The 14,940-nt window shown below is 75.4% G+C and carries 7 protein-coding genes; 5 read left to right on the top strand and 2 right to left on the bottom strand.

The window, feature by feature from the left end; all coding sequences use genetic code 11:
• Positions 1-115 precede the first annotated feature (115 nt).
• A complete protein-coding gene (gene murJ / locus WA788_RS13980) occupies positions 116-2,233 on the bottom strand; it encodes a murein biosynthesis integral membrane protein MurJ (RefSeq protein WP_335976965.1) in 2,118 nt (705 codons plus the stop codon).
• Positions 2,234-2,574: 341 nt separating this feature from the next.
• Here murJ and WA788_RS13975 point away from each other — a divergent pair, with 341 nt between their 5' ends.
• Positions 2,575-3,576, top strand: a complete 1,002-nt coding sequence (locus tag WA788_RS13975) for an AfsR/SARP family transcriptional regulator (protein ID WP_335976962.1) — start codon at positions 2,575-2,577, stop codon at positions 3,574-3,576.
• Between the two features lie 171 nt (positions 3,577-3,747).
• Here WA788_RS13975 and WA788_RS13970 read toward each other — a convergent pair whose 3' ends face one another.
• The gene (locus WA788_RS13970) at positions 3,748-6,732 is read right to left on the bottom strand and encodes a helix-turn-helix transcriptional regulator (RefSeq protein ID WP_335976960.1); all 2,985 of its coding nucleotides are present in this window, start codon (positions 6,730-6,732) and stop codon (positions 3,748-3,750) included.
• Between the two features lie 676 nt (positions 6,733-7,408).
• On the opposite strand from WA788_RS13970, the gene WA788_RS13965 reads away from it, so the two are divergent.
• The 4 genes from WA788_RS13965 to WA788_RS13950 form a co-directional block, all read left to right on the top strand.
• Complete coding sequence (locus tag WA788_RS13965; protein WP_335976957.1) at positions 7,409-9,445, top strand: BTAD domain-containing putative transcriptional regulator; 2,037 nt, start codon at positions 7,409-7,411, stop codon at positions 9,443-9,445.
• 568 nt (positions 9,446-10,013) lie between these two features.
• Positions 10,014-10,277: an acyl carrier protein gene (locus tag WA788_RS13960; protein ID WP_335976955.1), complete on the top strand. Its 264-nt coding sequence runs from the start codon at positions 10,014-10,016 to the stop codon at positions 10,275-10,277.
• A complete protein-coding gene (locus WA788_RS13955; RefSeq protein WP_335976953.1) occupies positions 10,264-11,178 on the top strand; it encodes a thioesterase domain-containing protein in 915 nt (304 codons plus the stop codon). Before WA788_RS13960 ends, WA788_RS13955 begins: the two co-directional genes overlap by 14 nt.
• A gap of 197 nt (positions 11,179-11,375) precedes the next feature.
• On the top strand, positions 11,376-14,940 hold a 3,565-nt coding region (locus WA788_RS13950), incomplete at its 3' end, for a beta-ketoacyl synthase N-terminal-like domain-containing protein (RefSeq protein ID WP_335976950.1).

Raw genomic sequence — 14,940 nt, 5'->3', positions numbered from 1 at the left:
CGCGGGACGGCTCGGCACGCTTGCCGCATATGGGGCACGTTGTATGACGATCCGACGGGCGATCCGCCGGGCGCGGGCGGGAGCGGGCCGGGATGCGCGCCGGACGCGGGCGGGGTCAGCGGCCCAGGCGGCCGCGCACCATCCCCAGCAGCGCGTTCAGCTCCTCGATCCGCATCCGCTTCGCGATCGCCAGGAAGAGCCCGACCTGCACCACGAGCCCGACCAGCAGCGCCCCGGCCGCGCCCACCAGCCCGCCGCCCAGCGCGCTCTCGGTGGCGCGGGCGAGGAAGTAGCCGAGCACCGAGGGGATCAGCGCGGCAGCCACCAGTCGGCTGTAGGTGCGGCGGATGCGCGGGCCGTCCAGCGTGCCGATCCGGCGCCGCAGCCGCGGCAGCGCCACCAGCAGCCCGACGAAGTAGGCGACGCCGTAGCCGAACGCCATGCCGATCACCGCCCGCTGCGGCGGCAGCAGCAGGTACGACAGCCCCGCGACCGCCGCGTTGACCGCCGCGATCCACACCGTGTTGAAGAACGGCGTGCGGGTGTCCTCGTAGGCGTAGAAGCCGCGCAGCGTGACGTACTGCGCCGAGTACGGGATCAGGCCGAGGGCGAACGCGGCGAGCATGTAGCCCACCGAGCGGCCGCCGTTGGCGCCGGTGCCGTAGATCAGCGCGCCGATCCAGGGGCCCAGGGACAGGAAGAGGAAGGCGGCGGGCACGATCGCCACCGCTGAGGTGCGCAGCCCGTGCGAGATGTCCGCGCGCACCGCGGCCGCGTCTCCGTCGGAGGCCGCGCGCGAGATCCGGGGCAGCACCGCGCTCATCACCGAGACGGTGATCACCGCCTGCGGCAGCTGCCAGATGGTCTGGGCGCTGGTGTACGCCGCCAGGCCGGTGCCGCTGGCGAAGCCGTGCGCGGCCGCCGACTTCTCCGCGGCGGTGGCGAGTTGGGTGACCACGATCAGCCCGGCCTGGTTGGCGAGCACGAACAGGAAGGTCCAGCGGGCGAGTTTGGCCGCGTGGCCCAGGCCGTGGCCGCGCCAGTCGAACCGCGGGCGGTAGCGCAGCCCCGACTTGCGCAGGTAGGGGATCATCGACAGGGCCTGTACCACCAGGCCGAGCAGGGTGCCCACGCCCAGCAGCCGCACGCCCTGCGGGGATATGGTGCCCGGGCTCACCGCGGTGTGGCCGAAGCTGCCGAACACCCAGATGTACATGCCGAAGGTGAAGATCACCACGACGTTGTTGAGCACCGGGGTCCACATCATCGCGCCGAACCGCTCCCGCGCGTTGAGGATCTGCCCGGCCACCACGTGCACGCCCATGAAGAAGATCGTCGGCAGGCAGTAGCGCGCCATCTCCACCGTGACGTGCGCGCTGGAGGGGGTGGACATCAGCGACGGCGACAGCAGCCGCACCAGCTGCGGCGCGGCCAGCACCATCACCAGCACCACCCCGCCGAGCGCGGTGATCACCAGCGTCAGCAGCCGGTTGGCGTACGCCTCGCCGCCGTCGGCGTCGTTCTTCATGCTGCGGATGAGCTGCGGCACGAACACCGCGTTGAGCGCGCCGCCGCCGACCAGGAAATACACCATCGTCGGCAGCGTGTAGGCGACCTGGTAGGAGTCGCCCATCACACCCTGGCCGATCGCGGCGGCGATCATCATGTTGCGGACGAAGCCGGTGCCGCGCGAGACCATCGTGCCCAGCGCCATCACGGCGCTCGAGCCGAGCACCGAGCCCTTGCGGGTGCCGCCGGCGGCCTGCCCGCGCCCCGCCTCGGGCGGCGGCGCCCGGTCGACGTCGATCACCGGGAACGTCCCCGTCGCCTCCGCCGCCACGTCGCCGCTGGCGCTGCCGTAGACGTTCGGGGCGTAGTAGAGGGAGTAGTCGGCGTCGTCGTCGCGGTACTCGCCGCGGTACTGGTCCCGGTACAGGTGGGCGTACGGGTCCGCGGCCGGCGGGCCCTGCTGCGGCACGGAGGTGTAGCCGTAGGGGCCGTACTGCTCCTGGCCGTACTGCTGGCGGCCGTAGGGCTGTTCGTCCTGCTGGTACTGGTCGTGGTCGTACTGCTGGTACTGCTGGTACTGCTGGTACGGCTGCTCGTACGGGCCGGGCGGCTGCTCGCCGTACTGCGGCTCGGCGTACTGCGGCTCGCCGTACTGCGGGTACTCGCCGTACGGGCCTTCGCCGTGCAGGTCACGCCGACCGTCGCCGCCGTCCGGCGTGCTCATAGGACTCTCCGCTTCCGCTGCGCCAGGGCGCGGTCGACACCCCCGGTCCGCCACCCGTACGGCATACCTTCTCATCCGCGGCGGCGGCCCGTGCGCATCCGGCCGATCACACGGCCGCGGGCCGGGGCCTGAGTGGTCGGTACTCACCCCGGACGGGACGCGGGAGCAGGGCGGGGCGGCGTCGGGCGCCGCGCGGGGGCTGGTCGGCACCCCTGGCGCGCGGTCCCAGCCGCGCGCCCGGCGCGGCTTTGAGTACCGCCCACTCAGGTCCGCGCCCGGGTGCGCGTGCTGAGCTGTAAGGGACCGGGAAACCTGGGCCGCACCGAGGGGTGGAGGACGTCATGCAGGTCAGAATCCTGGGTCCCGCCGAGATCTACGACGACGCGCGAGGGCGGCGGGTCCGGCTGAACAGCCCCAAGCAGCGCATGCTGCTCGGCGCGCTCGCGACCAGGCCCGGCACGCCGGTGCCGACGGTCCTGCTCCTACGCGAGCTGTGGGGCGACGACGCGCCCGACAAGGCGGCCAACGCGCTCCAGGCGCACGTCTCACGGCTGCGCCAGGTGCTGACCGAGGTGGAGCCCGCGCGGGCCAAGGCGCCCCGGCTCGTCGCCCGCGGCGCCGGCTACCTGCTCCAGGTCCGGCCGGACGAGATCGACAGCACGCAGTTCCGGACGGAGGCCGCCCAGGCCCGCCGGTTCGCCGCGGGCGACCCGCGCACCGCCTACACGCTGCTGACGAAGGCGCTGAAGCTGTGGCGCGGCCCGGCGATGGACGGCGGCTGCGGCGGCCCGCTGTGCGCCGGGGCCGCCGCCCGGCTGGAGGAGGAGCGGTTGCAGGCGACGGAGGACCTGTACGACGCGGCGCTGCGGCTGGGCGTCGAACGACAGGTGGTGGGGCCGTTGGAGGCGCTGGTGGCCGCGCACCCGGGTCGGGAGCGGTTCCGGCGCCAGTTGGCGGTCGCGCGCGGCAGGAGCGGGCGGCGCGGGGCGCCGCCGGTGGTGGTGCCGTCGGCCGTGGTGCCGTCCGCGGCGCGGGACGTGGACCGGTGGCGCGAGGTGCGCGAGGCGGACCGTACGGCCGTGAAGGTCGCTCGGGCGGGCCAACTCCCCACGGTGGCACTGCCGTTCCCGTCGCCGGTCCGCCCCGGCAGCGTCCAGCCCGCGCCCGACGACCCGGCGAGCGCGCTGGAGGTCTTCCGACTGCGGCTCCAGGTCGAGCAGTTGATGTCGGAGCAGAGCCTGCTGCGGTCGGCGATCGAGCGGTTGGCGGCCGGGGCCGGCGGGTTCGGTGCGGCGGACGGGTCGTGGCTCGGCCGCGACGCCGCGGCGGGCAGCGCGGGCTGAGCGCCGCGGGCGCCGTACCCGGCCGGGCGGATCAGCAGGACGCGGGCCCCGGTCCCCGTCCTGGTCCACGGGCCGCGCCCTTACCGCCTCGCCAACACGCCGTCGGACTGCGCCTCCTGAGTCGCCGCCACTTCAACGTGCCCCCGCCACGCCCCTCTTCCGGCCGCCGGGTCAGGAGGCGGCCCAGTCGCCCAGGCGGGCGCATTCGGGGCAGTGGGGTTCGGTGGCGGGGTGCGGGTGGGGCGCAGGGGTGGCGGGGCGCGGGTCGTGGATCGGGACCGGGGCGGGGGAGTGGCCCAGGACGCGGGCCAGTTCGGCGCGGGCGGTGACGCCGAGCTTGTGGTAGACGCGGTGCAGGTGGTTCTCCACGGTGCGTACGGACACCACGAGGCGGCCGGCGATGTCGCGGTTGGACAGGCCGGTCGCGGCGAGCGCGGCCACTTCCCGTTCCCTGGCGGTGAGGGCGGCCGCAGCGTGGACGGGGGGCTGCTCGGTCGCCATCCACGGCGGCAGGCTGCCGCCGTGGTCGGCGAGGATGCCGTGCGCCGCGGCGCGCGCCTCGCGGCTCTTGCGGCGGCGTCCGGCCGCCCGGTAGGCGCGGGCGGCCTGCGCGGCCGCCTCCGCCGCCAGCGGCAGCGCCCCGCGGACCCGGAAGCGTACGGACACGGCCGTCAGGGCGTCGCCGTCGCCGGCCGCCAGGGCCCTGATGTGGTCGGCCTGCAACCGCGCCAACTCGGAGGTGGTGCAGGCGGCGAGGCGTTCTGCCTGGCCGGCCACGGACACGCTGTCGGACAGCCGTGCCGCCAGGTGCAGCGCGGCCACCGCGGCGGCCGGCCGCTGCCCGGCGACGGCCCGCTTGGCCACGGCGAGCGCCTGGCCGGCCGCCCCGGACCGGTCGCCGGTGCAGGCGAGCACGAGCGCGCGCTCCAGCGCGATGTCGTCGGCGGCCACCGGGTGCGCGGCGGCCTCGCTCTGCACGAGCCGCGCCTCCACGAGGGTGCGCAGCGCGTCGCTGTGCTGCCCGGACTGGGCGAGAGCGCCGGCGAGCCGGGCCAGCGTCCAGGCGGGCGTGGCCAGCCAGTCGCCGTCGCCGTGGCCGTGCACCGCGCTCGCCTCCCGCAGCAGCACGACCGCCTCGCCGGTCCGGCCGAAGTCGCGGTGGAGCCGGGCCCGCAGCAGCGCGACGTGCAGCCGGCGCTGCTGCTCGTCGCCGCCGCTGTGCCGCCGGACCGCTTCCAGCGCGGCGCCGTAACCGCCGAGGTCGCCGCTGAGGAAGCAGCAGTGGGCCAGCAGCACGAAGTAGCGCAGCCGGGCGTCGTCCGCCCATGCGTCCACCTGGCCGCGGCAGGCGACCAGTTGCTCCGACGCGGCGGCCGGGTCGCCGAGTTCGATCCGGGCGAAGGCGACCGCGGGCAGCAGTTCCTGAGTGACGCGGGAGGCGGCCGGCTCGGCCGGCAGCACCTGGTCGCCGATCTCGACGGCGTGCCGCAGCCGGCCGGCCAGGATCGCGATGACCGCGCGGTAGCCCTGGAGCGGCAGTGCCCGCTCCGCGCCGACCGCGGCGGTCGTCCGGTCCAGGACGTCCGCGGCGTCCGCCAGCCGGCGCAGCCCCTCGGCGAGGTTGGCCGCGCGGGCGCGCACCGCGGCGAGGAAGTCGCAGTCCGGCGCAGGGCAGTCGCCGTGCAGCGCGGCGGCGAAGACCCGTTCCGCCTCGGCGTGGCGGCCCTGACCGGCCATGATGCGGCCGAGCAGGAGTGTGGCCGGGACGTCGGCGGGCGCATCCGGGGGACAGGTTCCGGTGGGCGCTACGCGCGTTGAAACACGGCGTGCGAAAGCCGGCAACACGGCGGAAGCACGCGCGGCCCGCCCGTCCCACTCCGGCTCGCCCCGCTCCTGCCCGTCCGCCTCCCGCCCGGTCCGGTCCGGCCCGGCCCCGCGCCCCGCGGGTCCGTACGGCGGCGGTTCGTACGGGGCCGGTTCGTACGGCGCCGGTTCGTACGGCGTCCGGCCGCCGGCGCTGTCCAGCGCGAGCCGGCACAGGCGCTCGGCGAGCGCGAAGTCCTGCTGCTGGAAGGCGGTGTGCGCCGAGCTGAGCAGCTGCTGCGGTTCGGGGACCAGCCCGGCGTCCAACCGCAGGGTGATCAGCCGCAGTTGGTCGTCCGCCCGGCGCGCGCCGGTGCTCTCGATCCATGCGGCGATCTGGCGGCGCAGCCGCCGCGCGGTCAGGTCGGACATCCGCGCGGCCACCACCACCCGGCTCAGCGGCAGCGCCAGCCGCAGCCGCAGCCGGTGCCCGGCCCGCTCCACCGCCACCACCCCGCGCAGGTTCAGCGACTCCGCGGCCCGCGAGAGGTCGAAGTGGGCGGCGATGTCCGCCTCCAGGGGCTCGGCGAGGGCGAGCATGTTCACCAGCTCCTGCTCGTCCGGGGCCAGATCCCGCAGCCCCAGGTGCACCACCGCGGCCAGCCGCCGGGTCGGCGGCTCGGCCAGGCCCCGCCACCGCCACATCCCGTCCACCTGCCGCAGCGACCCGTCGGCGAGCGAGTGCTCCACCAACTCCCGCAGGATCAAGGGGTTTCCGCCGGTGTCGGCCCACAGCCGCTCCAGCGTCGCGGCCTCGAGGTGACCGGCCAGCCGCTCGTGCAGCGCGCGCGCCACCGCCCGCCGGTCGAACGGGGCCAGTTCGATCCGCTCCACCAGCCGGGCCACCCACAGCTGGTCGATCGGGGCCGGTGCGGGCGCGCCGCGGCGGACGGCGGCCGCCACCGCCAACTGCCCCGCGGCAGCCAGCCGGTAGAGGTGTGCCGCGGACGCCTCGTCCACGAGGTGGGCGTCGTCGAGCCCGACCAGCGGGCGCCGCGGCGCCGCCGCCTGCCGCGGCAGCGCGCCGAGCCGGTCCAGGCAGTCGGCGAGGGTGGCGACGGTCTCGACCGGCGCACCGTCCTCCTGTCCGCCGCGCCACGCCCCGCCGACCGCGACGACGCTGCGGCCCGCCGCGGCGGCCCGCTCCAGCGCCGCCTCCAGCAGCCTGGTCTTGCCCATGCCCGGGTCCCCGTCCAGCAGGACCCCGCCGCCGTGGTCGACGGCGGCCGTGACGGCGGTCAGCTCCCTGTCCCGCGCGGCCATCGGCCAGTCGTGCCCGGTGTCCACCGGCATTCTCCCGCAACTCCCCGCTGAAAGACGCAGATCTGGTGGTCTGTACCCCATGCCCCGAGGCCCGCGAATACCTGGTGTCACAACGATGTGAACCGGTCATTTCCATCTGCTGAATTTCGCCGGCGGGCGCACGTTTTCCGCTGATGAGGTCACAGGAACGGTAAGCGAAACGCTGGGAGCGTACCTGTACCCGTTCTGGCGCGCGCTTCCCCGGCCGTTTTGGCGGCCTGGCCTCGCGATACGGCGGGCGGCACCGGAGCGGTCGGCAAGAAGAAGAGGAAATTCCGGCCGCCGGACCGGCAGTCGGCCGCCGCCGGCCCGCCCCGCCGGCGTCACCGCCGTGCCACCGGACGGGCCGCCGCCACGGGCTCCCACGACGGCTCCCGCCGCGCCCCACCGTGGCGCGTTCGGATCGCCAAGTCGCCTGTCTGGTAAGGGATTTCGGGGCGTGCGCCGGTCGTGCGCGGGCCGTGCACCGATCTTTCCCCGGGGTCACCTTGGGTGAGCGGGGGCGGAGGGCGGAAAGCCCGCCAAGCACTCTGGACCCACCTGTCACGGCCACGTATCGTGCCGGATACGGTGCGTCACATCGCCGGTTCCAAAACCAAGATCGCGGGTATCGGCGCCCTGATGACGTGACGGAACACCTCGATATGATCGAGCGGAACCACGCGTCATGACCAGTAATTCGGAAGCGGATCGGCCCGTTTCCACGGGGAGGCTTCTGGGTATGAGTGGGGCTTTGTGGGGCGCGGTTCTGCGCGAGGCCCGGTTAGCCTCGGGACTGACGCAGAACGAGGTCGCCCGGCGGGCCGGCATGAGCGTACGCGCACTGCGCTACATCGAGTCCGGCACCGTGGCCCAGCCCCGGCGCCACTCGCTGGACCGGCTGGCGGAGGCCGTCGGCATGGACCTGGCCGCGGCCCCCTGGCGGGCCGGCGGCGCGGGCCCAGCCGCGGCCGCCGGCGCGAGCGCACACGACATCCGCGTCCTGGGGCCGCTGGCCGTCTCCTACCGCGGCAGACCGGTGGAACTCCCGCTGAAACAGCGCACGCTGCTCGGCCTGCTGGCCATCCAGCCGCACCGCGTGGTCAGCCAGGCGGAGATGACCGAGGTGCTGTGGAGCGGCGAGGCACCGCCCTCCTCGCTGGGGCTGCTGCACACCTACATGGCCCGGCTGCGCCGTACCCTCGAGGGCGGCCCGGGCGGGCGCGGCGACCAGCGCCGGGTCACCACGGTGCGCGGCGGCTACGCCCTGTCGGCCGAACCCGGCGGGCTGGACCTGCTGCGCTTCGAGGAGTACACCGCCCAGGCCGTGGCCGCGCGCGAGCGTGAACCGGCGCTGGCCCTGGAACTGTTCGGGCTCGCCTTCCAGCACTGGCGCGGCCCGGTGCTGGAGGACGTGCCCGCGCTGCGCCAGCACCCGGTGGTGGTCGCCATCGGCCAGCACCGCTTCGACATGGTCATCGAGTTCGCCGACCTGGCGCTGTGCCAGAAGCGGCACGCCGTCGTGGTGAAGCAGCTGATGGCGGCCGCGTACGAGGAGCCGCTGCACGAAGGGGTGCAGGGGCGGCTGATGCTCGCGCTCGCCGGGTCCGGCCAGAAGGCGGCGGCGCTGCGGCTCTTCGGCGAGCTGCGCGCGCGGTTCCACGAGGAGCTGGGGGTGGAGCCGAGCGAGGAGATCTGGGAGGTGCGCCGCAGCATCCTCGCGCAGCCCGGTGACGAGGCCCCCGCCGCACCGGCCGGTTCCGCCCGCCCCGCCGCACCGGCGGCCCCGGCCCGCCCCGCTGCTCCGGCCCGCCCCACCGGCGCCGCCCGCCCGGCCGTACCCCGCGGCGGCCCCGACCGCGGGGTTCCGGTGCCGGCCGCCGCCCCGGCCGGCACCACCGCCTCGCCCGCGCAGATCCCCCCGGTGGTGCGGCCGTTCGTCGGCCGTCGCGCGGAGCTGGCCGCGCTCGACCGGCTGCTGGCCCACCACCGCGAGGACCAGGCGTCGGTGGCGATCGCGGCCATCTCCGGCCCGCCCGAGCAGGGCAAGACCGCGCTGGCCGTGCACTGGGCGCACGAGGCGCACGCGTGGTTCCCCGACGGTCAGCTCTACGCCGACCTGCGCGGCGGCGAGGGCACGCCGGGCGCCGCCCTGGAGCCGCTGAGCGTGCTGGGCGGCTTCCTGCGCTCCCTCGGGGTCGCCAGGGACCGGATACCCACCGACCTCGCCGAGTGCTCCGCGCTGTTCCGCACCCTGCTCGCCGGGCGGTACGTCCTGGTGCTGCTGGACGACGCGGGCACCTCCGCGCAGGTCCGCCCGCTGCTGCCGGGCACCCCCGGCAACCTGGTGCTCGTCACCAGCCGCCATCCGCTGCCCGACCTGGTGGTGCGCAACGGCGCCAAGCCGCTGGAGCTGGACGTGCTGTCGGCGGCGGAGGCACGCGAACTGCTCGACGCCTTCCTGGGCGCCTCCCGTACGGCCGCCGAGCCCGAGGCCACGGCCGCGCTCGCGGAGGTGTGCGGCCGCCGCCCGCTGGCGCTGCGCCGCTCCGCCGCCCAACTGGCCGCGCGGCCGAACGCGTCGATCCGGGAGTGGGTGCGCAGCACCACGGTCCGGCAGGCGCAGCCCCGCCCGCGCCGCTCGCCGTCCCGCACCGACGCGGACGGCGGCGCGGGCGCCAACGGCCCGGGCGGGCACCCCGGCCGCGCGGTGGCGGGCCCGTAGGCGACCTCCCACGGCGGGCGGCCGGCCCGCCCGTTCACCCCCGCCCCACGCGACGCGGCGCCCTCCTTCCGCAACGGGCCTCCCGCGAACGGCATTCCGCAACCGGAATCCCGTCACCGGCGTTCCGCCACAACTGTGCCGGCGCCGCGGTAAACCGCTGTCCGCCGCCGGAGGGAATGACGTCCCCCCGCGCGTCATATGCGCTCGGCCCGTGCCGGGATCGTCGTGCGCGGCCCCCGGGAGTTCCGCGCCGGCCGGGCGCCGACTGCCGCTGACATCCGCTGACGGATTCGCTGACACGCGGGCGCGATGCTGACAGCGGAACCGCACGCTCCGCGCCGTATCGTATTTCCCCAGCTCAGCCCGGGCAGTTGGTTTCCATGCACACCGAACGAAACGCTGCGGGCGCCCCGCGGGGCGTTTTCCGGACCGCCGCCGGTTGCCCGGGCGAAGACCTCCCGCCTACTGTCCCGAACCGCGGACGCACCCCGAATTCGGCCGTGGGAAAAGGCCGCCGGACCACACGTGCGGACCGCCGGGAAACCCAAGTCGTCGGGAAGGGAATGGCATGGGGAACATCACGACCCAGGAAGCCCAGGAGTGGCTGATCGAGAAGATCGCCCACCGTCTGGGTGTGGAGCCGGCCGCGGTTCCGCCGGAGCAGTACTTCGACGAACTCGACCTGGACAGTACCGAGGCGCTGATCCTCGCCGGCGAGATGGAGAACTGGCTCGGCTTCGAGCTCCAGACCACGGCGCTGTGGTACCACCCCACCATCAAGGACCTGGCGGCCCACCTCGCCGAGGAGGTCGCGCAGCGTGCCTCGGCCTAGAGCCGCCGGCGCCGCCCGCGGCCCCGCCCCCCGCCCGCAGGCGCCGCCGATCGTCCGCCGGCACCGGCCCACCCCGCCCGGGGGGCACACCGTGTACGCCGTCCACCCCGGCGCCCTGCCATCCGAGGTGTGGCGCGGTGTCGCGGACGCGCTGCCGGACGGCACCGGGTTCGCCGTACTGGACCTGGCCGGCGTCCCGGAGTACTTCGAGGCGGCGCTGTCCGGCGGCCGCAGCGACCTGACCGTGGCCGCCCTTACCGCCCAGCTCACCGCCGAGCTGCGCGCCGACCGGGCCGCCCGGTCCGGCGCGGGGCGGACCACGTTCACCGGCTGGTCGTTCGGCGGTGTGCTCGCGCAGGCGATGACGGAGACCCTGGAGCCCGCCGAACGCCCCGAGCGGCTGGTGCTCCTGGACAGCATCGCGCCCACCGACGCCTACCAGCAGGCCGACGACGCGCTCGACCCGCCCATGCTGCTGCGCTGGTTCGCGATGTACCTCGGCGCCAAGCGGAACCGCGAGGTCGCCCTCGGCCCCGGCGGCACCGCCGGACTCGACACCGACACCGGGCTGCTGCGCGTCCTGGACGCGGCGGTCGGCTGCGGCGCCCTGGCGGCAAGCACCCCGCTGCCGGGCCTGCGCAAGCTCTACGACACCTATGTCGACGGCCTGCTGCGCAACAACCGGCTGACCGCCACCCACCGGCCGGTGCCCTCGTCGGTGCCGCTGGCCCTGGTCAAGGCCACGAACAGCCTCATCCTGGGCGACGACGCGCTCGGCTGGCAGGAGCTGGCCCCCCGCGGCCTGGACCTGCGCCCGCCCACCCCGGGCGACCACTACACGATGCTGACCCGCCCCGACGCCGCGGCGGCCATCGCGGAAGTGCTCCGGCCGCCCCGCTGACCCGCGGACCCCGCCGGGCGGCCCGCCCGGCACCGGCGGACGACCCGCCGGTCCCCACCGGACGCCCCGGCTCCACCGGACGCCCCGCCTCCACCGGACGCGCCGCCGGTCCCACCGGACGACCCACCGGCCCGCCCAGCGCCGCGCGGACGTCGCCACGGAAGATCCCGTTCGCCCAGATCCCAGAGAGACTCGCCGTGAACCCTTCGCAGGAATCCGCGCTCGACCGCCGGCTCGCCCGTGACCCCATCGCCATCGTCGGCCTCTCCGCGCTCTACCCGAAGTCCCGCGACCTGACCGCGTTCTGGGCGAACGTCGCCTCGGCCGCCGACTGCATCGACGACGTGCCCGCCACCCACTGGGACGTCGACGCCTTCTACGACCCGGACCCGACCGCGCCCGACAAGACCTACGCCCGGCGCGGCGGCTTCATCCCCGACGTCCCCTTCAACCCCATGGAGTTCGGGCTGCCCCCGAACACCCTGGAGGTCACCGATGTCCTCCAGCTGCTGAGCCTGGTGGTCGCCCGCGACCTGCTCAAGGACGCCGGGGCCGACCAGCCCTGGTACGACGCCGCCCGCACCGGCGTCATCCTCGGCATCACCGGCGCCAACCAGCTCACCCAGCCGCTCACCGCGCGGCTCCAGACGCCCGTGCTCAAGGAAGTGGTCCGCAGCTGCGGCCTGTCCGAGCGGGACGCCGACGAGATCGCCGCCAAGTTCCGCCTGGCCTACGCCCCGTGGGAGGAGAACTCCTTCCCCGGCATGCTCGGCAACGTCGTCGCCGGCCGGATCGCCAACCGGCTCGACCTCGGCGGCACCAACATGACGATCGACGCCGCCTGCGCCAGCTCGCTCGGCGCGGTCAAGGCAGCCGTCAGCGAACTGCTCGAAGGCCGCGCCGACACCATGCTGGTCGGCGGCTGCGACGCCGAGAACACCATCTTCATGTACATGTGCTTCAGCAAGACCCCGGCGCTGTCCAAGGGCGGCCGCATCCGCCCGTTCGACAAGAACGCCGACGGCACCCTGATCGGCGAGGGCATCGGCATGCTCGCCCTGCGCCGGCTCTCCGACGCCGAGCGCGACGGCAACCGCGTCTACGCGGTGCTGCGCGGCCTGGGCACCTCCAGCGACGGCCGCTTCAAGTCCATCTACGCGCCCCGCAAGGAAGGCCAGATGGTCGCGCTGCGCCGCGCCTACCACGACGCGGACTGCTCACCGGCGAGCATCGAGCTGTTCGAGGCCCACGGCACCGGCACCGCGGTCGGCGACGCCACCGAACTGAGCGCCCTCGCCGCCGTCGTCGGCGAGGCCACCGAGGAGCGCGCGTACGCCGCCGTCGGCAGCGTGAAGTCCCAGATCGGCCACACCAAGGCCGCCGCCGGCGCCGCGGGCATGATCAAGCTGGCGCTCTCGCTGCACCACAAGGTGCTGCCGCCCACCATCAACGTGGACGAGCCCAACCCGGCGATCGACTTCGACAGCGGCCCCTTCTACGTCAACACCGAACTGCGGCCCTGGATTCGCGACCCGAAGCTCGGCCGGCGCCGCGCGGCGATCTCCTCGTTCGGCTTCGGCGGCACCAACTTCCACTTCGTCATGGAGGAGCACGGCGACGGCGCCGACCTGGAGGTGATGTTCCCGGTCGCCGCCGTCCACCTGTGGCACGCGCCCGACACCGCCGCGCTCACCGCAGCCCTGGCGAGCGGCGCCGCCGCCCAGGGCGGCCCGGCGCCCGCCGGCCACGCCCGCCTCGCCCTCGTCGCCCGGACCGGGGAGGAACTCGCCGCCCTGCGCGAGACGGCCCTCGGCGAACTGCGCGCCCGCCCCGACGCCGACGCCTGGACCCACCCCAAGGGCGTCTACTTCCGCCGCCGCGCCGCCCAGGACACCAAGGTCGCCGCGCTCTTCGCCGGACAGGGCAGCCAGTACGTCAACCCCGGCAGGACCGCCGTACTGGCGCTGCCGCCGCTGCGCGCCGCCTTCGACGAGGCCAACCGGCAGTTCGCCGGCGCCCGGCCGCTGTCCCGGATCGCCTTCCCGCCGCCCTCCTTCGACGCAGGCGCCCGCACCGCACAGGAGGCCGCGCTGCGCGAGACCGCGCACGCCCAGCCCGCGATCGGCGCGCTGTCCGTCGGGCAGTACCGCTACCTGGCCGAACTCGGCTTCATTGCCGAGGGGTTCCTCGGCCACAGCTTCGGCGAGCTGACCGCGCTGTGGGCGGCCGGCGCGCTCGACAGCGACACCTACTTCGCGCTCGCCCGGGCCCGCGGCGCCGCCATGGCACCCCCGGCCGACCCCGGCTTCGACGCCGGAGCGATGGCGGCGGTCACCGCACCCGAGGAGAAGGTCGCCGAACTCCTCGCCGACCGACCCGGGTTGTCCGTCTGCAACCGCAACGCACCCGACCAGATCGTGGTCGGCGGCGCCACCGACCAGATCGAGCACCTGGTCGCGGCGGCCGGGCAGGCCGGGCTGCGGGCCTCCCGGCTGCCGGTGTCCGCCGCCTTCCACACCCCCCATGTCGCCCACGCCGTCGCTGAGTTCGGCGCGCACGTGGCGGCCGCCGAGATGAGCGAGCCGAGCGGCTGGGTGCTGCCCAACACCCGCGGCGCGGTCTACGGCGCCGACCTCGCCGCCAACCGCCGCGTCCTCACCGAGCAGTTGGTCCACCCGGTGGACTTCGCCGCCCGCGTGGAGGAGCTGTACGGCGCCGGGTTCCGGGTGTTCGTGGAGTTCGGCCCCGCCTCGGTGCTCACCCGGCTCGTCGGACGGGTGCTCGGCGACCGCGAGCACACCGCGGTCGCCCTGGACGGCGGCGCCAAGCGCGACGCGGAGCTGACCCTGAAGCAGGCGGTGGCCCAACTCGCCGTCCTGGGCCTGCCGCTGGCCACCGCGGACCGCTACGTCGCCGAGGCGCGGCGCAGCGAGCCGGCGCCGGGCATGACGATCCCGCTCAACGGTATCAACTACGTCTCGCCGCAGCGCAAGGCGGCCTACCGGGACGCGATCGACAACGGCTACCGGGTGCCCGTACCGGTGCCAGTGCCGGCTTCTGTGCCCGTGCCCGCCGCGGCCGCCGCTCCGGCCGACACCCCGCGGCCCGCGCCCGTACCGGCTCCGGCACCCGCACCCGCGCTGCCCGTGCCCACCGCGGCCGCCCCCGTACCGGCCGCGCCCCCTGCCCCTGACCCCGCCGTCCTGGAGACAGCTGCCGTGGACAACGACCGCCTGGCCGACCTGATGGCCGACCACCTCGAACTGCACGACGACTACCTGAACGGCCAGTTGCAGAGCGCCGAGCGCCTCGCCCGGCTGCTGGAGCGCGCCGACGAGCAGGGCCGGGTGAACCAGGTGATCGCCGGGGTCACCGCGGTCAAGGAGCACGGCCTCGCCATCGGCCGCACCCACCTGCGGGCCAACGAGATCCTGCGCGACCTCGCCGGGCTGGAGCTGGGCACGGCCCCCGCCGCCGCCCCGGCCCCCGCCGCACCCGTCGCCCCTGCCCCCGCGCTGCCCGCGCCGGCCGCGTACGTCGAACCGGCGCGCCCGGCACCCGTCCTCGCCCCCGCGCCGGTAGCCGCGCCCGCGATCGCCGCACCGGCCCCGGTCGAGGTCCCGGCCCCGGCCCCCGCGCCCGCCCCGGTCGTCGCGGCGCCGGTGGCCGCCGGACCGGACTCCGGCGCCGTCGAGACCGCGCTGCTGGGTGTGGTGGCGGAGAAGACGGGTTATCCGGCGGAGATGCTTGAGCTGGATATGG

The organism is Streptomyces sp. CA2R106 (assembly GCF_037034245.1).
GTDB lineage: Bacteria > Actinomycetota > Actinomycetes > Streptomycetales > Streptomycetaceae > Actinacidiphila.
Note: the sequence above shows the minus strand (reverse complement) of the source record. Positions and strands in the feature narration are given on the sequence as shown.